Origin of the sequence: Burkholderia sp. AU19243, assembly GCF_018148075.1 — a bacterium.
Taxonomy (GTDB): Bacteria; Pseudomonadota; Gammaproteobacteria; order Burkholderiales; family Burkholderiaceae; genus Burkholderia; species Burkholderia latens_A.
Genome location: NZ_JAGSTV010000002.1, coordinates 99710 through 120821, shown reverse-complemented (window position 1 = coordinate 120821; position 21112 = coordinate 99710). Strand labels below are relative to the sequence as shown.

Annotated in this window: 18 protein-coding genes and 1 pseudogene; 7 read left to right on the top strand and 12 right to left on the bottom strand. The window is 64.4% G+C overall.

Annotation, left to right across the window (positions count from 1 at the left end; all coding sequences use genetic code 11):
- Nucleotides 1-24 precede the first annotated feature (24 nt).
- A complete protein-coding gene (locus KDW55_RS04020; protein ID WP_212161172.1) occupies nt 25-969 on the top strand; it encodes an alpha/beta hydrolase-fold protein in 945 nt (314 codons plus the stop codon).
- 123 nt (nt 970-1092) lie between these two features.
- On the opposite strand, the gene KDW55_RS04015 is transcribed toward KDW55_RS04020, so the two are convergent.
- Complete coding sequence (locus KDW55_RS04015; protein WP_212161173.1) at nt 1093-2331, bottom strand: SfnB family sulfur acquisition oxidoreductase; 1239 nt, start codon at nt 2329-2331, stop codon at nt 1093-1095.
- A 290-nt stretch (nt 2332-2621) separates the two neighbouring features.
- Here KDW55_RS04015 and KDW55_RS04010 point away from each other — a divergent pair, with 290 nt between their 5' ends.
- Both KDW55_RS04010 and KDW55_RS04005 read left to right on the top strand, forming a co-directional pair.
- Nucleotides 2622-3890, top strand: a complete 1269-nt coding sequence (locus tag KDW55_RS04010) for an acyl-CoA dehydrogenase family protein (protein WP_212161174.1) — start codon at nt 2622-2624, stop codon at nt 3888-3890.
- The gene (locus KDW55_RS04005) at nt 3887-5287 is read left to right on the top strand and encodes an LLM class flavin-dependent oxidoreductase (protein ID WP_212161175.1); all 1401 of its coding nucleotides are present in this window, start codon (nt 3887-3889) and stop codon (nt 5285-5287) included. The genes KDW55_RS04010 and KDW55_RS04005 overlap by 4 nt, the downstream gene beginning before the upstream one ends.
- Before the next feature lie 243 nt (nt 5288-5530).
- Here the strand turns inward: KDW55_RS04005 and KDW55_RS04000 are convergent, their stop codons facing one another.
- Nucleotides 5531-6745 carry an FAD-dependent monooxygenase gene (locus tag KDW55_RS04000; RefSeq protein ID WP_212161176.1) on the bottom strand — a complete coding sequence of 405 codons (1215 nt, stop codon included), beginning with the start codon at nt 6743-6745 and terminating at the stop codon, nt 5531-5533.
- A gap of 182 nt (nt 6746-6927) precedes the next feature.
- Here KDW55_RS04000 and KDW55_RS03995 point away from each other — a divergent pair, with 182 nt between their 5' ends.
- Nucleotides 6928-7872 (top strand): LysR family transcriptional regulator, encoded by a 945-nt coding sequence (locus tag KDW55_RS03995; protein WP_212161178.1) that lies wholly within the window; start codon nt 6928-6930, stop codon nt 7870-7872.
- Between the two features lie 116 nt (nt 7873-7988).
- Nucleotides 7989-8747, top strand: coding sequence for an SDR family oxidoreductase (locus KDW55_RS03990; RefSeq protein WP_212161179.1), 759 nt, complete (start codon nt 7989-7991; stop codon nt 8745-8747).
- Nucleotides 8748-8752: 5 nt separating this feature from the next.
- Here KDW55_RS03990 and KDW55_RS03985 read toward each other — a convergent pair whose 3' ends face one another.
- Entirely contained in the window at nt 8753-9097 is a 345-nt protein-coding gene (locus KDW55_RS03985; RefSeq protein WP_040140128.1) for a cupin domain-containing protein, read from the bottom strand.
- Nucleotides 9098-9446: 349 nt separating this feature from the next.
- Nucleotides 9447-10925, bottom strand: coding sequence for a sensor domain-containing diguanylate cyclase (locus KDW55_RS03980; protein WP_069243090.1), 1479 nt, complete (start codon nt 10923-10925; stop codon nt 9447-9449).
- Nucleotides 10926-11304: 379 nt separating this feature from the next.
- On the opposite strand from KDW55_RS03980, the gene KDW55_RS03975 reads away from it, so the two are divergent.
- Nucleotides 11305-13380: an EAL domain-containing protein gene (locus KDW55_RS03975; protein WP_212161180.1), complete on the top strand. Its 2076-nt coding sequence runs from the start codon at nt 11305-11307 to the stop codon at nt 13378-13380.
- A gap of 142 nt (nt 13381-13522) precedes the next feature.
- Here KDW55_RS03975 and KDW55_RS03970 read toward each other — a convergent pair whose 3' ends face one another.
- From KDW55_RS03970 to KDW55_RS03935, 8 genes and pseudogenes are all read right to left on the bottom strand, one after another.
- Nucleotides 13523-14770 (bottom strand): MFS transporter, encoded by a 1248-nt coding sequence (locus KDW55_RS03970; RefSeq protein WP_212161182.1) that lies wholly within the window; start codon nt 14768-14770, stop codon nt 13523-13525.
- 218 nt (nt 14771-14988) lie between these two features.
- Nucleotides 14989-15213 carry a hypothetical protein gene (locus tag KDW55_RS03965; protein WP_212161183.1) on the bottom strand — a complete coding sequence of 75 codons (225 nt, stop codon included), beginning with the start codon at nt 15211-15213 and terminating at the stop codon, nt 14989-14991.
- 210 nt (nt 15214-15423) lie between these two features.
- Nucleotides 15424-16209 (bottom strand): annotated as a pseudogene (locus tag KDW55_RS03960) (ShlB/FhaC/HecB family hemolysin secretion/activation protein); the annotation flags it as partial.
- Nucleotides 16164-16493 carry a hypothetical protein gene (locus tag KDW55_RS03955; RefSeq protein WP_212161230.1) on the bottom strand — a complete coding sequence of 110 codons (330 nt, stop codon included), beginning with the start codon at nt 16491-16493 and terminating at the stop codon, nt 16164-16166. The pseudogene KDW55_RS03960 and the gene KDW55_RS03955, both read right to left, overlap by 46 nt.
- Before the next feature lie 40 nt (nt 16494-16533).
- Nucleotides 16534-16935, bottom strand: a complete 402-nt coding sequence (locus KDW55_RS03950; RefSeq protein ID WP_212161184.1) for a hypothetical protein — start codon at nt 16933-16935, stop codon at nt 16534-16536.
- Between the two features lie 3 nt (nt 16936-16938).
- Complete coding sequence (locus KDW55_RS03945) at nt 16939-17202, bottom strand: hypothetical protein (protein WP_209822721.1); 264 nt, start codon at nt 17200-17202, stop codon at nt 16939-16941.
- Between the two features lie 242 nt (nt 17203-17444).
- Nucleotides 17445-18539, bottom strand: a complete 1095-nt coding sequence (locus tag KDW55_RS03940) for a potassium channel family protein (RefSeq protein WP_040140144.1) — start codon at nt 18537-18539, stop codon at nt 17445-17447.
- A 60-nt stretch (nt 18540-18599) separates the two neighbouring features.
- Nucleotides 18600-19934, bottom strand: a complete 1335-nt coding sequence (locus KDW55_RS03935) for an FAD-binding oxidoreductase (protein WP_069243095.1) — start codon at nt 19932-19934, stop codon at nt 18600-18602.
- 231 nt (nt 19935-20165) lie between these two features.
- Here KDW55_RS03935 and KDW55_RS03930 point away from each other — a divergent pair, with 231 nt between their 5' ends.
- Entirely contained in the window at nt 20166-20813 is a 648-nt protein-coding gene (locus tag KDW55_RS03930; RefSeq protein WP_212161186.1) for a hypothetical protein, read from the top strand.
- Nucleotides 20814-21112 lie beyond the last annotated feature (299 nt).

Sequence of the window (21112 nt, the reverse complement as noted above, 5' to 3'; positions counted from 1 at the left end):
CCGCCACCCCTGAAACGCTTCGCCATGCGCCGACTCGCCCTTCCGTTCGCCGCCGCGCTGCTCGCCGGCTTCCTCGCCACCGCCCATGCCGCGCCGGGCGGGTCCGCGCTGTCGCCGGCCGGCTCCGCCCCCGCAGCCGCGATCGCGCCGCCCGCAACGGCCGCGCCTGCCGCGCAGGAGCCGTCGGTCAATCCGGGCAGCAGCATCGTGCTGCGTTCGTTCCGGTCGGCATCGCTGAAGCGCGACTGGTCATACACGGTGTATCTGCCGCCCGGCTACAACCCGGAGGGCGCGCGCTATCCGGTGCTGTACCTGCTGCACGGCAACGCCGGCAACGCGAACGACTGGATCACGCAGGGCCGGCTGCAGGCAACCGCCGACACGCTGATCGAGCGCCACGAGATTCCGCCCGTCGTGATCGTGATGCCGCAAGGCGGCACCGACTGGTACGTCGATCGCAAGGAGAAGATGCAGAGCGCGTTCCTGAACGACCTGCTGCCGGAAGTCGAAGCGCATTTCGCGGTGTCGAACCAGCGCGCGGGGCGCGCGATCGGCGGCGTATCGATGGGCGGCTTCGGCGCGCTGCGCTTCTCGCTGCTCGAGCCTGGCCTGTTCTGCGGCGCGATGCTGCTGAGCCCCGCGATCTATGCGAACGAGCCGCCGCTCAATTCCGCGGCGCGCTACGTCGGTGTGTTCGGCGACCGGCAGTTCGACCCGCGCGTATGGCACGAGCTCAATTACCCGGCGCTGATGCGTGGCTATTTCGCACGCACGTGGCGCGTGCCGATGTTCATCGCGGCCGGCGACGACGATCTCACGATCCAGGCCGAATCGAGCCTGCTGTATACGCAACTGCGCCGCGCGCAGAATCCGGCAGAACTGCGAATCGTCGATGGCGGCCATACGTGGGACGTGTGGCGGGGCTTGCTCGGGTACGGGTTGAAGTACACGCTGGAGTGCGTGAAGTAACCCACCTGCGTCGCGCTGCCGGCAGCCGCGCGCCGGCTGCCTGACGATTCGCGCTCGATCAATCCGCCGTTCCCGGCGCGACGCATACGTCGGCGCCCGCACCGGAAACGCGCGCGATTCGATTCAATTCCACGCATGGCGCGCCGGACGCACGCCGTTCAGATAGTAGTTGCCGACGAGGTGGTACTTCCACCGCACCGGATCGTGCAGCGTGTGCGTGCGCGCATTGCGCCAGTGCCGGTCGAGATTGTGTTCGGCGAGCGTCGATTGCGTGCCGGCCAGTTCGAACAGCTTCTCGCCGGCCAACAGCGCGATCTCGGTCGTCAGCACCTTCGCCTCGCCGACTGCCACCGATGCGCGCGCGACATCGTCGTCGGTCACCGCGCCGCGCGCACCGATCTCGTCGAGCGTGCGCCCCGCACGTTCGAGCAGCGCTTCGGCCGCATGCAGCTGGATATGCAGCCGGCCGATCTCGCGGACGATCAACGGATCGTCGGTCGCCCGCGCCACGCCGCTGTCGACCCACGGCCGCGTCCGGGTGCGCACGAACGCCTCCGTGTCGGCGATGGCCGCCTTCGCGATGCCCGCGTCGATCGCCGCCTGGATGATCTGCGACAGCGGACCGTTGAGCGTCGGCTCGTCCGACACGCGCTGCGCATGCAACACATGCGACGCCGGCACGCGCACACCGTCGAGCACGACCGTGCCGCTGGCGGTCGTGCGCTGTCCGAAGCCCGACCAATCGTCGATCACGCTGAGTCCCGGCGTCGGCTGCGGGACATACGCGAGCCATGCCTGCTGCGCATCGTCGAGGCCGAGCACCGGCACGTAGTGCGCGAACAGCGCCCCGGTCGAATAGAACTTCGTGCCGTCGACGACGTAATCGTCGCCATCGCGCCGCACGCGCGTCTTCAGGTCGAGCACGTGCTTCGTGCCCTTCTCCGAGAAACCGTTGCCGAAGCGCTTGCCGCTCAAGACCTCCGCGAAGAAATGGCGTTTTTGCGCGTCGGTGCCGATCAGCGCGATCACGTCGACGAGCCCGAAGTGGTTCTGCGGCAACTGGCCGAGCGACGCATCGGCCGCCGCGACGATCTTGATCACCTCGACGAGCGTCAGGTTCGATACGCCCGCGCCGCCGTAGGCCTTCGGCACCGTGATCGCCCACAGCCCCGATTGCGAGAACCACTCGATCTCGTCGCGCGGCAAGCGACGCGCGCGATCGCGCTCGGACGCGCCCTCCGCGAGCCGCTGCGCGAGCGCATGCGCGGCCGCGATCGCCTGGGCGTCGTCGGTAATCACGCGGGCCGCCCGCGGCCTCGCATCGGCCGGCCGCTCCTGAATCGTCGCACTCGTATCTGACATCGGGCTCTCCTGTCGAATGACGAAAGCATTCAATCTAGCAGCGCGCGGCGGGCCGGCAAACCGAGCGATTCTCGTAACGATATTCCTTCGGATAGCAAACGACTTGACACGGCAAGCCGCTCGACGCTGCACTCGCGCAGCGCAACCGATGCACGAGCGTCGCCGCTTCTGCTCGCCCGTTTCCGTAATGCGCAGCGACGATAACGATCTGCGAATCCGTTATTGGAACGCATCGGTCGCGCTTCCTATACTGGTCTCCCGGTGCAAATGCCCCCTTCGAGGACCATCGCATGACTTCGTCGCACGCAGATCACGCTCTCTCCACCGGTACCGACTACGACGCGCTCGCGAGCCGGTTTCGCCCGCTGTTCGACCGGATCGCCGCCGGCACCGCGGAACGCGAACACCGCCGCGAACTGCCGCACGAAGCGATCGGCTGGCTGAAGGCCGCCGGCTTCGGCGCGGTCCGGCTGCCGGTTCGCGACGGCGGTGCGGGCGCATCGCTGCCGCAGCTGTTCCGGCTGCTCACCGAGCTCGCGACGGCCGATTCCAATCTGCCGCAGGCGTTGCGCGGCCACTTCGCGTTCGTCGAGGACTGGCTCAACGCACCGCCCGGGCCGCAGCGCACGACGTGGCTCGACCGCTTCGCGAGCGGCCAGCTCGTCGGCAATGCGTGGTCGGAAGCCGGCGACGTCCCGCTCGGCCAGACCATCACCAAGGTATCGGAAAAGAACGGCCGGCTCGTGCTGAACGGCCGGAAGTTCTACAGCACGGGCAGCCTGTTCGCGGACTGGATCGACGTGTTCGCGCAGCGCGAACGCGACGGCAGCGACGTGATCGTCGCGGTCGCAACCGCACAGCCCGGCGTGATACTCGAAGACGACTGGGACGGCTTCGGGCAGCGCACGACCGGCAGCGGCACGACGCGCTTCGAGGATGCAGCGGTCGACACGGATAACGTGATCGACTTCGCACGCCGCTTCAAGTATCAGACCGCGTTCTACCAGCTATTCCACGTCGCGACGCTGGCCGGCATCGGCCATGCGATCGTGCGCGATGCGGGCGAACTGGTACGCAACCGCACGCGCGTGTACAGCCACGGCAACGCCGCGCGTGCGGGCGACGATGCGCAGCTTCAGCAGGTGATCGGCGAGATCGCATCGTGGGCGTACGCAGCCGATGCGCTCGCGCTGCGTGCCGCGCAGCCGCTGCAGCAGGCTTATCTCGCGCGCTTCGGCAACGACGACGAAGCCGAACGCGCGGCGAACGTCGCCGCCGAAATCGAGTCCGCACAGAGCCAGCTCGTCGTGTCGGAACTCGTGCTGCGCGCGGCGACGCGCCTGTTCGATGCGCTCGGCGCGTCCGCGACGCGCAGCACGACCGCGCTCGATCGTCACTGGCGCAACGCGCGCACGGTGTCGTCGCACAATCCGCTCGTCTACAAGGCGCGGATCGTCGGCGACTGGGTCATCAACGGACGCACACTGCCATTCGTGTGGCGCGTCGGCAATGGCACCGCTGCCGATTCCGACGCCACGGCGACGGAGGCTGCGCGATGAGCAAGACCATTCGCTTCAACGCGTTCGAGATGAACTGCGTCGGCCACCAGTCGCCCGGCCTGTGGGCGCATCCGCGCGACCGTTCGTGGCAGTACAAGGATCTCGATTACTGGACCGACCTCGCGCGCGTGCTCGAGCGCGGAATCTTCGACGCGATCTTCATCGCGGATGTGATCGGCTACTACGACGTGTACAAGGGCAGCAACTATCACGCGCTGCACCAGGCCGCGCAGATCCCGGTCAACGATCCGCTGCAGCTCGCCGCGCCGATCGCGATGGCGACCGAGCATCTCGGGATCGGCATCACCGCGTCGACGACGTTCGAGCATCCGTACACGTTCGCGCGCCGGCTGTCGACCGCCGACCATCACACGAAGGGCCGGCTCGCATGGAATATCGTCACGTCATATCTGGAAAGCGGCGCGAAGAATATCGGCGACCGCGGCTTGCGCACGCACGACGACCGCTACGCGGTGGCGGCCGAATACGTCGAGGTGCTGTACAAGCTGTTCGAGGGCAGTTGGGAAGACGGCGCGGTCGTGCGCGATCGCGACGGCCGCGTGTTCACGCATCCGGAGAAAGTGCACGAGATCGGCCACAACGGGCGCTTCTTCGACGTGCCCGGCTATCACCTGTGCGAACCGTCGCCGCAGCGCACGCCGGTGCTGTTCCAGGCCGGCGCATCCGGGCCCGGCAAGGCGTTCGCCGCGCAGCACGCCGAATGCGTGTTCGTCGCCGCGCCGACGCGGACGCAGCTCGCACGCTACGTCGCCGACGTGCGCGCGCAGGCGGCCGCCGCAGGCCGCGACCCGCACGACGTGCTGATCTACAACCTCGTCACGGTGATCGTCGACGAAACCGACGAGAAAGCGCACGCGAAGTTCGACGAGTACCGCCGCTACGTGTCGTACGACGGGTCGCTCGTTTTCATGTCCGGCTGGACCGGCATCGATTTCGGCCAGTACGCGCCGACCGACCCCGTCAGGCGCGTCGAGACGAATGCGATCGTGTCGGCTGTCGAGCATCTGGCCGGCGGCGATACCGCGTGGACGATCGAGGAACTGGCCGCATGGGGCGGCATCGGCGGGATGGGGCCGGTGTTCGTCGGCTCCGCGCAGACCGTCGCGGACATCCTGCAGGAATGGGTCGCCGCGACCGACGTCGACGGCTTCAATCTCGCGTATGCCGTTGCGCACGAAACCTTCGAGGACATCGTGCGCTACCTCGTGCCGGAGTTGCAGAGGCGCGGCGTGTATCCGACCGAATACGCGCCCGGCACGCTGCGCGAGAAGCTGTTCGGCGGCTCGGCGAAGTTGCCGGACACGCATCCTGCCGCACGGTTTCGCGACATCGAGCAGGTCAAGCGCGACGCGCAACGCGTGGCCGACTACGCGTGACGGCGATGCGGGTGGCTGGCTTGCGTGCTGGCCGGCGGGCTGCCGCGCAGGCAAGCGCAGGCGCCGCGCGCGTCATCCGGCACGACACGCGAAGCGCGTCGGCCGCACGCGCGCGATGCACGTCGCCGCAGGCGGCACTCGGGCGGCATTCGGGCCGCACGATCGACCTGTCGGCGGGGACCGAACGCGCGACGATGGTCAGTTTCATTCAAACGGCGACCAATGGCTGCGCCCGTCCACCGCTCAAAGCCACGTGCCGCCCTGCCGCTCGTTCGGTTCATCGGCGAGCGCGTCGAAATCGTGAATCCAGTCCAGGTGACGCAGCACGCTGTCGCGCTCGGCAAGCCGCGCATTGCGCGCCTGCGCGTCCGGCCCATCGGGCAGATGCAACACGTCGGCCGCCGAGATCGACGCGTACTGCACCTTGCGCGTGCGGCCGCGCCGCAGCCGCTCGTACGCTTTCTGCGCTTCGTGCCAGTTGCCCGGCCCGGCCTTCGCCAGTTGCGCGGCCAGCACCATCGCATCCTCGATCGACTGGTTCGCGCCCTGCCCGTGATGCGGCACCAGCGCATGCGCGGCATCGCCGATCAGCGTCACGCGCCCGCGGCTCCAGCAACCGAGCGGCGGCCGGTGGAACAGCCCCCAGCGCTGGCTGATCGGCACCGCAGTGATCATCTGCACGACGGCCGGATGCCAGTCCCCGAACAGCCGCAGTTGTTCGCCTTCCCGCGCCGGCATCACCCAGTCGCGCGACGGCCACGGCGACGGATGGCGTTCGACCAGCAGGAAGTTCTGGTCGCCGTCGTCGCCGATCGGATAGTGCAGCAGATGCCCGTGCGGCCCGATCCAGAACTGGATCGTTTCGGGATCCGGCAGCAGGCTCAGCCGCCCGGCCGGCACCACGCCGCGAAAACCCGAGCACCCGGAATACAGCACGTCGTCGTAGCCGAGCATCCAGCGCCGCGTGATCGAGCGCGCGCCGTCCGCGCCGATCACGAGATCGGCATCGACGCGTTCGCCGTTGGCGAAGCTCAGCGTCACACGATCGGGATGCTGCGCGAGATCGACGAGCCGGTGGCCAAGATGAATCTGCGCGGCGCCGACCGCCTTCGACAGGATCGCCTGCAGGTCCGCGCGATGCACGCCCCAGTACGAGCCGCCGAACTGCCGTCGATAGTCGGGCTCGCCGCGATGATGGCCGATCACCGCGCCGCTGCGTCCGTCGCGATAGACGAGGCCGGAGATTTCCGCGCACACCGCGTCGAAAGCAGGACGTAATCCCATCCGTTCGTAGAAACGCGTCGCATTGGCCGACAGCGCGACGGCCGCACCGACCTCGCGCAACACGTCGGTCTGCTCGTAAAGCTGCGCGTCGATGCCCTGCTCGCGCAACGCAAGCGCCAGCGTCAGTCCGCCGATGCCGGCACCGACGATCGCGATCTTCAGATTCGTCTGCATGATGAACGTGTCTCCGATATTCAGATGGTGATGGTCCGACGCACCGCAGCGCGGGCCCTGCCAGCGCGCCGGTCGAAGGCAGGCGCCGTGACGGTATTGTCAGCAGCGCCCTGTCATCCCACAATAAAATGCAGGGAATCTGCTTCATCACTGAAAAGAATGACGGGAGACGCCGGGAAATCATGGAACTCAGCGAGATCGACTTGAGCCTGCTGTTGCTGTTCCAGCGGCTGATGCAGGAGCGGCGCGTTTCGACCGTCGCCGAGCAGATGAACATGAGCCAGCCGGGCGTCAGCAACGCGCTCGCGAAGCTGCGCCGCCTGCTTGGCGATCCGCTGTTCGTGCGCGGCCCCGGCGGCGTGGTTCCGACGCCGTTCGCGCTGCGCCTGGCCGAGCCTGTCGCGCACGCGCTGTCGACGCTGCATGCGGCGCTTAATCCCGAGACCGGCTTCGATCCGCTGCGTGCGTCGCGCACGATGACGATCGGGATGACCGATATCGGCGAGGTCGTATTCCTGCCGGCGTTGCTCGAACATCTGTCGCGTACGGCGCCGGGCATCGCGCTCAATACGGTGCGCAACACGAGCGTCAATCTCGCCGACGAGATGGCCGACGGCCGCGTCGATCTCGCGATCGGCCTGCTGCCGCAACTGCAGGGCGGGTTCTATCAGCGCCGGCTGTTCGATCAGCGGTACGTGTGTCTGTTCCGGCGCGGCCATCCGCTCGAGGACGCGCCGCTGACCGTCGACGCATGGCGGGACGCCGAGCATCTGGTCGTCGTGTCGGCCGGCACCGGCCACGGGCAGGTGGACGAATGGCTGAAGCGGCGCCGCGTAAAACGTCGCGTGCGGCTGACGGTGCCGCATTTCATGAGCGTCGGCTACATCCTGCAGCGCACCGACCTGATCGCGACCGTGCCCGAGCATCTCGCGCTGCAGCTCGCCGCGCCGTTCTCGCTCGGCTGGCGGGCGTTGCCGGTCACGCTGCCGGGCGCGCCGATCCACATGCTGTGGCATGCGCGTGTGAACCAGGACGAAGGGAACCGGTGGCTGCGCGATGTCGTGGTCGCGCTGTTTTCGGATGCCGGCACACGCGGCCGAAAGACCGCGCCTGCGCGCCGGAAGTAGGCGCTTTCGTCGCGAGTGCGGGCGTGCGCGGTAGCATGGCGTTTCGCCACGCGCACGTCGCGTAGCGCCGGCGATCGTCGCCGCTTTCCTCACTTCTATCCGCAGGAAATCAAGCCATGTCAGTCACGAAGAAGTTCGCCGCGGTCACGGGCGCCGGATCCGGCATCGGCCGCGCCGCGGCAGTCGCACTCGCGCACGCCGGTTTCACCGTCGCGCTGATCGGGCGCCACGAAGCATCGCTGCAAGAAACGAAGGACACGATCGCGGCCGCCGGCGGGGAGGCGCACGTGTTGCGGGCCGACGTCACCGACGAAGCGTCCGTCGACCATGCGTTCACGCAGATCGCACGGCAGTTCGGACGGCTCGACGTGCTCTTCAACAACGCCGGCCGCAACGCGCCGGCCGTGCTGCTTGACGAATACGAGCTCGACGTGTGGAACGACGTAGTCGCGACCAACCTGACGGGCGTCTTTCTGTGTGCGCGCGCCGCGTGGCGTCTGATGAAGGCGCAAACGCCACAGGGCGGCCGGATCATCAACAACGGTTCGATCTCCGCGTATACGCCGCGCCCGAACACGATCGCATACACGGCAACCAAGCATGCGGTGGCCGGCATCACCAAGTCGCTCGCGCTCGACGGCCGCGCGTACAACATCGCTTGCAGCCAGATTGATATCGGCAACGCGGCGACGTCGCTCACCGACCGGATGACGGAAGGCGTATTGCAGGCCGACGGGCGCATGGCGCCCGAGGCGCGGATGGACGTCGCGCACGTCGCGAACGCGGTCGTTCAGATGGCGAGCCTTCCGCTGGATACGAACATCCTGACCATGACGATCATGGCGACCACGATGCCGTTCGTCGGACGCGGATAACGCGGTCAAGCTCGCGGTTCGGCATCGTGGTAGATCGCGAGCCAGACCGACGGTTCGTCAGGATGCGTCCACGCGACGCGATGCCGGCAATGCGGTTCGATCAGCACGTAGTCGCCCGGGCGCATGTCGTGCAATGTCGCATCCGCCTCGAACTCGAGCACCGCCGCGCCCGACAGCAGCGCGACCCATTCGGCGCGCGGATCGTCATACCAGAAGCCGTCGGGGCTCGTGTGCCCCATCGATACGATCCGCTCGACGTTCAGACGGGCGCCCGTGACGAGCACGTCGATCCGTTCGTCGCGGCCGCGCGTGCGTTCGACATTGAACAGGTTGCCGGTTTGCAGTTGCATGGTTCGACCCTCGCGTCCGCCTTCGGTCGAAGGCGATTGACGCACACTGTAGCGCGAAGACCGCCATGTGCGGCGAACGCGTTGCCTGGTCCCGCTGAACTCCCGTTCACGCGGCGGCCGGCCCGTCGTCGCTATCGCGCGCAGCCGGCCCACGCGTGTCCGACGGCACGGTCCATCGGATCCCGAACGATACAACCCGACAAATTATTCGACGTACGTCACGAAGTTGCCGCGCCGCGATCGTGCGTGACGATCGCGCACGTCCGCTGCCGCAACGGCCGATAGCTCGCGGCACATGGAGCGGCGCGGGCGCATTTCGCGTCACGCGTCACGCGTCACGCGTCACGCGTCACGCCGGAGGCTGAAAAGCGGCAACCTTGTTCCGGCCGGTCGCCTTCGCGTAGTACAGCGCCTCGTCTGCGGCCTTGATCACGGTGCCGGCCTCTTCGTCGTCCTTCGGCACCCAGCTCGCGAGGCCGATGCTGGCCGTGACGTGCCCGTATTCGCTGCCCGCATGCTCGAGCGCCAGCTGATCGATCGCCGCGCGAATACGCTCGGCGATCTGCGCGGCGCCGGTCTGCGAGGTATCGGGCAACAGTACGACGAACTCCTCCCCGCCGTAGCGCGCCGCGGTGTCGAGCGGCCGGCGGATGTTGTCGCCGATGCAACGCGCGACCGCCGCGAGCGCGTCGTCGCCGGCCTGGTGGCCGTATGTGTCGTTGTAAGCCTTGAAGCGGTCGACGTCGACGAACAGCAGCGAGAACACGGATCGCGCGCGCCGTGCACGCCGCCATTCGCGGTCCAGCACTTCAGCGAAACTGCGGCGATTGTTCAGGCCCGTGAGACCGTCGGTGCGCGCGAGCAATACGAGTTCGGACTCGGCGCGCATCCGCCGCCGCAGCTGCGTGCCGAGCATCACCGACACCGCGATGAACGCGGCGCCGAACGTCGCCACCAGCGCACCGATCGTCATGGCCCGATGCCGCCATGCCGCATAGATGTCCTGCTCCGCTTCCGCGACCATGATGATCAGCGGCAGCTTCGGCAAATGCCGGAAATAGTAAAGACGACGCACGCCGTCGAGCGACGAGGTTTCCGAAAACACGCCCTCCTTCGCGGCCTGGAATCGCTTGAAGGTCGCCGCGTGGCTGATGTCGCGGCCGATCGTGTGTACGTCGTACGGCTGACGCATCACCATCAAGCCGTCGTTGCCGATCAGCGAGATCGAACCGTGCTGCCCGAGCGACAGTCCGGCGAACAGCTGGTGAAAGTACTCGAGATTCACCGCAATGAGCACGACGCCGGCGAACGAACCGTCCGGGTTCGAGATCCGCCGCGTAAGCCCGATGCTCGGCGTGCCGCCGCGCAGGCGCGACGCGAACGGATCGCTGATGTAGAGCCCGACGTTCGGATCGTCGCGGTGGACCGTGAAGTACTTGCGATCGGCGAAATTGCCGTGACGCGGCACGTCGTTGCCGGAGTCGAGCACGATGTTGCCGCCGGCATCGAGCACCAGCACCGAGCCGAGAAATTGCGCGGTCATCGCGTTGTCGAACAGTACCGCGCGCCGCAGGCTCGGTGGCGCATTCATTACGTCCTGACGTTTGAGGCCTTCGATCACCGCCTGCAACGACAAATCGTAGAGTTCGAAATTGCGTTCGATGTCGCGCTCGGCGATCAGGCCGAGATTGCGCGACGTTTCGCTCGCCCGCTCCAGCGCGTCATGGCGGCTCTGCAACAGCTGTAGCACGCAGAGGCCCATCAGTGCGCACGCGACGACGATGCCGATCGCGACGATGGTGTACGGAGCCGCCGACCTGTTTTTCATGTGTCTCCTCAGTGACCTCGATGACGTGATACAAACGCGCGGCGGCACGGCAAGCGGGTGTAGCGTCGACCACGGCGCGACATGGGCGTGTCGAATGCAATTATGTCAGACGATTGGGCGACGCATCGCGATCCGCGTGAGTCGCAGTAGCCGGATCGCGAGGGCACGACGAGCTTCGTCGAACGGCGCGCGGTCGGTTCGAACGACGCAACGGCCCACTGCGCGAAAAGCCGTTCGGAGGCCGCATCGTCACGCAACTGAAAGAAAGCAAATTCCGGTCGGATAACACGAATCAACGGCCCGTATAATGCGTGGCAAATCAAAATCCAGGCTCGGGTAGCGCGCATGTCATCGGTAGCGGAAAACGGGGAGATTCATCGTGCACGGCACCTATAACCCATGGCTTGCTGCATTGTCTCTGGCCGTCGCGACACTCGCGGCCTACACGGCGCTTGATCTCTCCGGCCGAATTGCGTTGCTGAGCCAGGGCCGGGTGCGCCAGGCGTGGATTGCCGGCGGCGGCATGGCGATGGGTATCGGCATCTGGTCGATGCACTTCATCGGCGTGCTGTCGTTTTCGCTGCCCATTCCGCTGGGCTACGACTTCGCGATTACAAGCGCGTCGCTCGCCATCGCGATCGGAGTGTCCTGGTTTGCGCTGTACGTCATCTCCCGCGCGTCTCTATCCCCGGTGCACGTCGTCACCAGCGCTGTCCTGATGGGACTGGGCATTGCCGGCATGCACTACACCGGAGACGCCGCGATGAAGATGCAGCCGGCGATCATTTACGATCCGCTGCTGGTAGCCGCATCGATCGGAATTGCGATCGTCGCGTCCGGTGCCGCGCTATGGATTACGCAGTTTCTCAACGCCGCGAATCAACGCCAGTTGAACGCCAAACGCATCGCCGGCGCTTGCGTGATGGGCATCGCGATAACCGGCATGCACTACACGGCGAATGCCGCGGCCACGTTCCTGCCGGGTTCGGTCTGCGGCGCAGCGCAACAGATCGCGACGCCGTTGCTCGCCACGGCCGTGACGCTATCCACGCTGACGATCCTGATCGTGACGCTCGTACTCAGCCGCTCCGGCGCGCGAACGTCGTTGCTCGCGAGCGTGATATCGCGGCTTAACGGCGAGATCGTTCGCATGGCGCGGTTCGACGAACTGACCGACCTCCCGAATCGCCGCACGCTGATGGAGCGAATCGAGGCCGCGATCCATACGGAGCGGCAGTCCGAAACGAAGTTTGCCGTGCTGTTCATGGATCTCGATGGCTTCAAGACGATCAACGACTCGCTTGGACACACAGCGGGCGATGAGGTACTGAAGGCGTTCGCGCGCCGATTGCAGCAATGCGTGCGCGCCACGGACACCGTCGCGCGCCTGGGCGGCGACGAATTCGTGGTGCTGCTGGAAAGCGTCTCGTCGATCGACGACGTCGAGCGTGCGGCAGAACACGTATTGAATCGAATGCGCGAGGGCCTGTGGAACGACGCACAGCCGCTGCAGGTCACGCCGAGCATCGGCATTGCGCTCTACCCGCGTGACGGCGATACCGTCGAAGTGCTGCTCAAGCATGCGGACGTTGCGATGTACGAAGCAAAGCGCGCCGGACGCAGCACCTACCGCTTCTTCCGGGGCGACATGAACGTGGCGGTGAACCGCACGCTGCAGATTCAGCGTGCGTTGCACGACGCTGTCGTCGCGGGCTACTTCGAACTGCATTTTCAACCGAAATTCCACGGTCGCAGCGGCGCGATTACCGGGGCTGAAGCGCTATTGCGGTTGAACCATCCGGAACTCGGCACGTTGATGCCCGGGGAGTTCATCCCCATCGCGGAGCGCACCGGGCAGATCGTGCAAATCGGCTACTGGGTCGTCCGGGAAACGTGCCGCCAGTTGAATCGCTGGCACGCAGACGGATTGCCGGCTCTGCAGGTCGCGATCAACCTGTCGCCGCGGCAGATCGCGGAGGCGGGCCTCGTTTCGAATTTTCTCGGGATCCTGGGCGCCGAGCGTGTAAGGCCCGCGCAACTCATGTTCGAGATTACGGAAAGCGTCGCGATGCATGACGCCGCGCACACGACGGCCATGATTCACGAATTCCAGGCCAATGGCTTCGAGGTCGCGATCGACGACTTCGGCACCGGTTATTCCAGCCTGAGCTATCTGCAACGGTTTCGGGCCAAGCAGCTGAAGATCGACCGCTTTTTCACTCAAGGGCTCGACAAGCACAATCCCGAAGGGAATGCGATCGTTCGGGCCATCATTGCGTTGGCGCACACGCTGAAAATGGATGTGGTCGCCGAGGGCGTCGAAACTGCGGCGCAGCTTGCCCAACTCAGGATATTGATGTGCGACGAGGTACAAGGATTCCTGCTCGGCCATCCGCTTGAGCCGGATGCGTTCGGCAGGCTGCTGCGAAACGGCGCGCACGTACAGACCGCTTGATCGATCGGCAGCGGTTGATCGGTGTCAGCACCTCGGTACGGCCCATACGATGCGCCGCGTGTAAAGCCATTGAACAGCAGGCATGTGCGTCGCCTCCTCCACCGTTCGCGCCCCGACGCGCATCATGCGTTCGCACCTCGTGTCACTCGGGCTCGGTACGCGAAGCACGCGTAGCGTTCGCCGGTTGTATTCCGAGCCCGTGTCGAAGCCGTTCGCTGATTGAAACGCACGCCACCACGGCGACGGTCGCCATCACCAGGCTGGTCACCGCAACCAATGCCGTCGACAACGGGACCGTCGTCAACACCGCGCTGGTGAATATGACGCCCGTCGCATTGGCCGTGCGCAGCCACGCAAACACCTCCGCCCTGCGCTGCGGCGGCGCCAATGCGTCCAGGGCGAGCGAATAATGCGTGCCCAACGGCGCGACGACGGAACCGATCAGCACGGCGCCCAGCACCGTAGTCCAGGCCGATATACCGAGCGCCGTCAGAAACGAACCCGTCATCATCACCGACAATTGCACGACGACCGTATTCCGCGTCGACATGCGGTTCCGAATGCTGACCCATACCCCGCCCGCCACTGACGCGATACAAAGCGGGACGGTAAAAAACACCGCAAACGCCGGCTGGTGGCCGAATCTCAATGCAAGCGCCACGGCACCGATTTCGACCGCGGCCACGGCCGACGCTCCCGCTGTCGAGCAGATGAGCCATAACGCGATCGACATCGTCAGCACGTTGCCTCTCGTCGCGGCGTTCGCGCTTCGCGCATGATGGAGACCCGTGTCGGGGATCATCAACGCCGGTATCGCCCCCAACATCGCGATCACCACGATCGCGAACGACGGCGACACGAGGCCGAGGCCTGACGCAGCAACCGGCGCCAATCCGAACGTCACTTCATTGAGCGTGGCCGCGATACCCAATGCTCGCGGAAGCTTGATCGACGGTCCCAGTTGATTGAGCACCACACGCACGTAGCCGTGCGCCGCACCGTTGACCAGCCCGGCGCACGCTGCGAGACCGATGGCCACCGAAAATGGAACGCGACACCACGCGCCGACTGCAATCGACAGCAACGCGAGCGAGCGGGCGCCGACCAGGACTCTGAGAAACGCTGCGGCCGGCCGTTGCGCACCGAACCGTGTGAGAGGAATGACGCCTGCGACTTGAGCGAGCGTCATCGCAAGGATCATCGCCGCGCCGCCGCTCGCCTTTCCGGTCATGCTCAGTGCGAGCAACGAAAAGGCGATGGGGCCCGCGGCTTGCGGAACGTTCAGCGTGGCGGACGAGATGACCCAGCGAACGAGCATCCAGCGGCTTCTCGCCGGGTCGGGCGATACGGAAGCCGTGTCCTTCGGTGCGCTGTCGGTGCGATCAATCATCGTGGAACGGGATCAAGTGGTGTACCGGCTACCGCGCTTGCGAAGCGACGCCGCTTCTCACGCGTCGCCACGTTGGCGCTCGGTTGGTCGAACGGTCTTGCGGAACGGTTCGCAGCGCGCGTTACGCCCGCCGCTTATCCGGTGCGACGGAGTCGGCATGGTCTCGCGTGCGTGATCGACGAGCGTGGGCAAATTCCGCTATGGCGCCGGGCAAGCGCTTACCCATGCCGCAACGCTTGTTGAACAAGTGCAAGCAGCCAGATCACAAGCCAGATTCGCACAAGATACATCCATAAACGGTGCTTCAGATTCGGAGCACAAATCCAGGCCGTGCGCACCCACGCGGCGATCAATACCATCTGCGCACCGAGCAGCAGCATTATGTAGAAATTCGGCGTCTGCAGGCGAACGACGTATCTGACACAGACGTTAATCAACATCATGGCCACTCCAGTGGGAATACCCAGTCCCCACCAGACCTCAGAGAGCCTCGGTTCCGGCCAATGCATTCTTCAGCATTGAAATCTCCACGACAGCAATTACTGACTCACCTGCGCTGCGTGTTGCATCGCCTCCGCTAACGAATTTCGGCCGGCCGATCCATATGCCTGACGGCGCAGCGCACGAGCGTTGATTGACTGTTACACGCGCCCTTAGAACTGCGCGGTAAGCTGAAATCCGAGTGTGACGCGCGCGATCTCAAATCCGGAAGTTTTATACACGGGGGTGCCCGCGAAAAGATCGTAGCCGTATCCGCCGAACCGAGTCGTGACACTGCCCTTGACGCCAATCACTGCACCGGCGAGTTGCGTGCCAACCAAGGCAACCGGCTCTGGCCCCCAGACCCGACCGTAGTCGAGACCAGCATAGGCCGATAGCCCGGTCTGCGCGATGGGAACCTGCAATTCGTTGCGCCAGTAGAATCCACGCGATCCTGCCAGTAGCGTTTCACCGTCGAATCCCCGCACGGTATAACGACTGCCGATCGTGACGCTATCGAGGTATGAAACCGTATTGCCGGTGTACTGACCATGAAACGTCGTCACATATTTGAACGGCTGTGTACCGATGACGAACGGTGTCGACAGATTCGCATCGAGCACGACCATCTTGAACCTGTAAGTCTGTCCACCCTCCGCCGCGAACATGCTGTCGGTTGAACCAAGCCATCCGAGCCCTTGGCGATAGGCAAGCGAACCGTCGAATTGCGACGAGCCGAAATAGTGCCGGTCGTTCAGCCCGAATTCGAGAAAGGTCGCGTTCTGGTGCGACGACGGTATCGTCGTACCTTCGATGTAGCTGTCGCCGAAGCGGCGCGTTAGGCGAACCTGCGCACCGAACACATCGTTTCGGCTGCGTGACAACACGCGGTTGAGCTTGAAGTCGACCGTCTTCATGTTGCCGCTGGCAACGAACGTCTAGCCGACCGAAGAGATTCTATTTTCATCAAATCGGCCACAAAATCTTTCCATGTGTTCATCACTTTCCTTTCAATGCATTCTGGAGATCCTTCAGTACGTTCTGAGTTGCCGAAACGATCGCTGAATGAAGCACTGGGATTTGAGTCTAACCACTTTTGCAGTGCCGTTGAATAATCTTGCGCTTTCTGAGTGTGGAAAACACCACCAACCGGACTCCCTGTCGCGGCTTCATAGCAAACCGCATCAGCAGTACTAGCAGTACTCCCGGTGCCAATCCGGGCACCATCGCGATAAATGGTCATCCATCAGTCCACTGAACTTCGTGTCCGTCACCGCGATGCGTCAAGATATTCCAATCACCTCCGCGATGCGACGCACCACATCTGTTTCGTCATGGTGACGACGTCTATAAACTTTCATCAGCGCAACAACGTACCGAATAAATGTCCGCCGATCAACGAAAAACTCTGGATGAGAAAGCGAATACTCATTTGGATCGACGAAAGCTCTAAATTCAACTCCATTTGGCCACTCTTCATACCCGACAACATCATCACCCTCTCGGCGCTCAATAATCCACCCCGGATCGCCCTCAACACCACCAATATCATTAGCTCCTTCGATTAACTGAAGCAGCTCCTGCATCCTGCTATCGAGCACCAACACACAGAGACTAAATTTTAGCGCTGCGTCCTTATCACTTTCTGGATCAAACCCGCCAAACGCCTCATTAAAATAATCCATTTTTCACTCACTTAATTGGATATGCACATTACCCACGAATGACGGCCCCGTCTTCGGATCGGTATTGATGTATACTCGAAAATTTACACCGTTTTGGCTCACATCAAATATCCTCTGCGACGTATCCTTCAGATATAACGCATACCCACGCTGACCAGCGTTTTGAGCCATATTCAAAATAGCTTGATCGCTGTACACCGCAGGGTCGTACACAGTTTTTGAGCCGGTCACCACTTTCCCGGAAGCATTGGTGTAGGTGTATTGCATCTCCAATCGGCCGAATATTACCTCATCCGTCATCTCGAAATTCGCCGGCACAATTTCGAGATCAAATTCGCGCGAGGCCCGTGATCGACCGAAATTTCCATCGAAATTACATTCAAAATAGATCAGCTATCAGACGCGTCTGAAACATCCTCCATACGACAGCAATTCATTCGTCCCACACTTGCTTACTGCATCGCGCGCGCCGACGACAGCCGTAGTTATTCGTTCAAACATACGCATCATCAAACATCCGCATCCGGAATCCTCGCGGACTGAATCACGACAAGCGTATCCCCCGCCTCGATCCGGCACGGCGGATCCTCATAGAACGAATGAATCTTTCCGCAGCGATCGAGCCCGACGACGATCGCCCCCGGCACGACGTTCGTCATGCAGCCGATTTCGTGCGGCAGCGCCTCGCGCTCCAGCAGCGTCGCGCGTCCGCGCGTCGACAGCATGTCGTTGACGAACGGCACGATGTAGCGACTATGCACCGCATCGGCCAGCAGCAGCGCGCCGATCTTCGTCGACGACACGATCACGTCCGCGCCGGCCTGGCGCAACTGCCGCTGATACAGGTTCTCCTGGATCCGCACGACGATTTTCGTGTCGGGCGCGATGCTGCGCACCGACAGCGTCAGCAGGATCGCGGTCGGATCGTCGGTCACCGAAATGATCACGGCCTTTGCGGCGCGCACCTGCGCCTGCTGCAGCAGATCCTCGTGCGCGGGATCGCCGAGCAGCCCGGTCACGCCGAGCGACGTCGCGGCTTCGAGCGCCTGCTGCTGCGCATCGATCACGATGATCGTCGACGGATCGACACCGCTCTCGAGCAGCTCGCGCACGGCGATCGACCCCGACAGCCCGTAGCCGCACACGACGATGTGATCGGACAGTTGCTTCTGCAGGCGTTTCATGCGGAATTCCTCGATGACGCGCTGGATCACGAACTGATACGCCGTGCCCAGGAAGATGAACCAGATGCCGATGCGGATCGGCACGATGAAGAAGGCATCGATCAGGCGCGCCCGCGCGGTAACGGGCACGATGTCGCCGTAGCCGACCGTCGCGACCGTAACCATCGTGAAGTACACGAGATCGGCGACGCTCATCGGCGTGCTCTTGGTCGAATCGCGCAGGCCGTCGCGGTCGAGATACAACACCAGAAACGCGAGCATGCACAGCAGCACGACTACGCCGAGGCGAAACAACAACGTGCGCCGCGGCGACGTCGCGGGCCGTGTGAACAGCGTGCGTGCACGCGGCGCCTGCCAAGGATCGCGCGCACGGCGTAGACGTAAGCGCAACGAGCGGCGCTTGGCGGAAGGCGTGGCCAACGGAAATTCTCCTGACGAATGCGGGCTCGATTCTACGGCGCGAACACAGCCGCGCGTGCGCTACAGCATGCTGCGCGGCCGCACCATCGTCCCGTCGACGAAACGCCGCGCGCGGAACGCCGACAGATCGAGCGACGGCGCGCCCGTATCGACCCATTCGGCCAGCAACCGGCCGACGATCGGCCCCATCGCGAACCCGTGTCCGCAGAATCCGGTCGCGATCGCGAGCCCGGATGGCGTGCCGGGCGCGTCGATCACCGGGATCCCGTCGGGCAGCACGTCGATCAGGCCCGCCCACGCCTCGACGATCTGCGCGTCCTTCAGTGTGGGAAAAATCGCCTTGAGCTTCGCGAGCGCCCGCGGCGCATGCGCCCGATTCGGCTGCGGCTGCGGATCGCGCGGCTCGATCGGCCCGATGCCGCCGCCGATGCGCATGCACGCATCGCGCCACGCGGCCCCATTCAGACGCAGGCGGAATTTTTCGCGCTGCGACCAGAACTCCGGCCAGAACAGGCTCAGGCCGCGCAAATGGCCGAGCGTCAGCTCGACGTCGACTTGCATGTCGTCCGCGAGATTGATTGCGCCGTTCTTGCGTTGACGGATACCGAGGCCGTGCCCCCAGATCGTCGCCGCCGACACTTCGGGCAGCACGTTGGTACGCATGCAGGTGCCGCGCACCGCCTGTTGCGGCAAGCGGATGCCGACGCCGTCGAGCAGCCGGAAGCTCGTCGCGCCGGCCGCACAGATCACGCGTCGCGTGCGGATGGTGCCGCGTTCGGTCACGACGCCGGCGACCGCACCGCCGGCCGTTTCGATCGCGGTCACGCCGCAGCCTTCGAAGAAACGTGCGCCCGCTTCGACCGCGCGGGCGGCGAACGCAGCGGCCACACGACGCGGTTCGGCCTGCCCGTCGGTCGCGGTATACAGCCCGCCGAACGTGCGCGCACTCGTGGACAAGCCGCGCACGCGCTCGTCGATCTCGGCGCGCGACAGCGTACGTGTATCGAGGCCGTGCTCGCGCGCGACGGCGAGCCACGCCTGGAACGACGCCCAGTCGTCTTCGTTGTCCGCCATGTAGAGGCAGCCGCCCTGCCGCCATTCGAGATCGAAGCCGAGCGCCTGCTCGAGCCCTTCCCAGATCCGCATGCCTGCCATCATCAACGGCACTTCGGCGGATTCGCGGCCCTGCTGGCGCACGAAGCCCCATGCGCGCGTGGACTGCTGGCCGGCAATGCGCGACTTGTCGAGGACGACGGCTTTCAGGCCGCGCAGGCCGAGATAGTACGCGGCTGCGCAGCCCATGATGCCGGCGCCGGCGATCACGATGTCGGCTTCGGCCGGGAACGCCGTACCGGCGTCGGTCAATGCATGATGCAGCGGATAAGTTGTCGTCATTGTTCTCTGTTGGCGTCGCGATACGTCGGACGCCGCCGTCGGCGTGCGCGATGACGGGCGCCCGATCTGGGCTGTCAGGTTCCGGATACGGCCGAATGGGAACGGAAACGGGCGCTGCACGGCGCCGCAACCGGCCAATCGTGCGTCGCGGCCGTCCCCATTTTTTCGGCTTGACGGCGCTATGTTACCGCGCGATAAACTGTATATCCATACAGTACCTGCGCAGCAAAAATGATTCTCCCCCCATTCGATCCTCCGAAGCTGAACGACCTCACCGAATGGTGGACGAAGTGCACCTATGCAGACGTGCAGCGGCTGATCCTCGAAGTGCAGCACCTGCGACTGACGCTGTGGGAATTGCGTGCGCACGTCGCCGATGCTGCGCGGCGAATCCGCGTGCTCGATCCGGACATGCTCGCGCATGGTTCCGCGCTTCGGCGGCTCAGCTACCTGCTCGAAAAGGAAATCGAACGCGCCAATCCGATCGGCCGCCCGCGCGACGTCTATGCGCCGTTTTCTGACGAATGGCGCGCGCGCAACGCACTGCGCTGCGAATTGCGCGCCCAGCCCGATCCGGCCGGCGCGGGCACGCTGCCGGGCACGATTCCGGAATTTCAACGCGTGACCTGGGCGGAGCTTCGCGATCGCTGGCGTCACTTGAGCGACAGGCAATCGAACCGGCAGAGCATCGAACAGCGCATGGTGCTCGAGATCGTGCGTCAGCGATCGGTGATCCTCGCGCGAGCTAGGAAGCTCGTCGACGCCGCGATCGCCGAGGCGGCGGCCGACGGCAACCAGCTGTTCGCGCTCGATCAGCTGAAGCGTCTGCTGTCCGTCGAGCGTGAGGACGGCGAACCCTTTACGTACAAGCCCGCGTAACGCGAGCGAGTCCGCCGCGACGAATGAATGGTCTCGGTAATGCGAGCGTAATACTTCGGTATCCCATTCAATTGCCGCTGCTGGTCCATACCAAAAACGGACAAGCCTTCAGTGCGCCATCACACATTGCGCGCGTCATTACAACGTCACCTGCGCGGGCATACCATCGATATCGTTTTACTCGTCAAGCATTGCTTTTCATTGTGCCGGGAACAAATCGTGCTCAATAAGCACAAGCGGCTGGAACCAATTTTTTCCTTTGACGAATTAAATGTTACCGGCCAATATTCGCGTCGATC

Excerpts from the sequence above, each read along its gene's own strand:
- KDW55_RS04020 (WP_212161172.1), top strand. The coding sequence starts at position 25 with ATGCGCCGACTCGCCCTTCCGTTCGCCGCCGCGCTGCTCGCCGGCTTC.
- KDW55_RS04015 (WP_212161173.1), bottom strand. The coding sequence starts at position 2,331 with ATGTCAGATACGAGTGCGACGATTCAGGAGCGGCCGGCCGATGCGAGG.
- KDW55_RS04010 (WP_212161174.1), top strand. The coding sequence starts at position 2,622 with ATGACTTCGTCGCACGCAGATCACGCTCTCTCCACCGGTACCGACTAC.
- KDW55_RS04005 (WP_212161175.1), top strand. The coding sequence starts at position 3,887 with ATGAGCAAGACCATTCGCTTCAACGCGTTCGAGATGAACTGCGTCGGC.
- KDW55_RS04000 (WP_212161176.1), bottom strand. The coding sequence starts at position 6,745 with ATGCAGACGAATCTGAAGATCGCGATCGTCGGTGCCGGCATCGGCGGA.
- KDW55_RS03995 (WP_212161178.1), top strand. The coding sequence starts at position 6,928 with ATGGAACTCAGCGAGATCGACTTGAGCCTGCTGTTGCTGTTCCAGCGG.
- KDW55_RS03990 (WP_212161179.1), top strand. The coding sequence starts at position 7,989 with ATGTCAGTCACGAAGAAGTTCGCCGCGGTCACGGGCGCCGGATCCGGC.
- KDW55_RS03985 (WP_040140128.1), bottom strand. The coding sequence starts at position 9,097 with ATGCAACTGCAAACCGGCAACCTGTTCAATGTCGAACGCACGCGCGGC.
- KDW55_RS03980 (WP_069243090.1), bottom strand. The coding sequence starts at position 10,925 with ATGAAAAACAGGTCGGCGGCTCCGTACACCATCGTCGCGATCGGCATC.
- KDW55_RS03970 (WP_212161182.1), bottom strand. The coding sequence starts at position 14,770 with ATGATTGATCGCACCGACAGCGCACCGAAGGACACGGCTTCCGTATCG.
- KDW55_RS03965 (WP_212161183.1), bottom strand. The coding sequence starts at position 15,213 with ATGATGTTGATTAACGTCTGTGTCAGATACGTCGTTCGCCTGCAGACG.
- KDW55_RS03955 (WP_212161230.1), bottom strand. The coding sequence starts at position 16,493 with ATGACCATTTATCGCGATGGTGCCCGGATTGGCACCGGGAGTACTGCT.
- KDW55_RS03950 (WP_212161184.1), bottom strand. The coding sequence starts at position 16,935 with ATGGATTATTTTAATGAGGCGTTTGGCGGGTTTGATCCAGAAAGTGAT.
- KDW55_RS03945 (WP_209822721.1), bottom strand. The coding sequence starts at position 17,202 with ATGCAATACACCTACACCAATGCTTCCGGGAAAGTGGTGACCGGCTCA.
- KDW55_RS03935 (WP_069243095.1), bottom strand. The coding sequence starts at position 19,934 with ATGACGACAACTTATCCGCTGCATCATGCATTGACCGACGCCGGTACG.
- KDW55_RS03930 (WP_212161186.1), top strand. The coding sequence starts at position 20,166 with ATGATTCTCCCCCCATTCGATCCTCCGAAGCTGAACGACCTCACCGAA.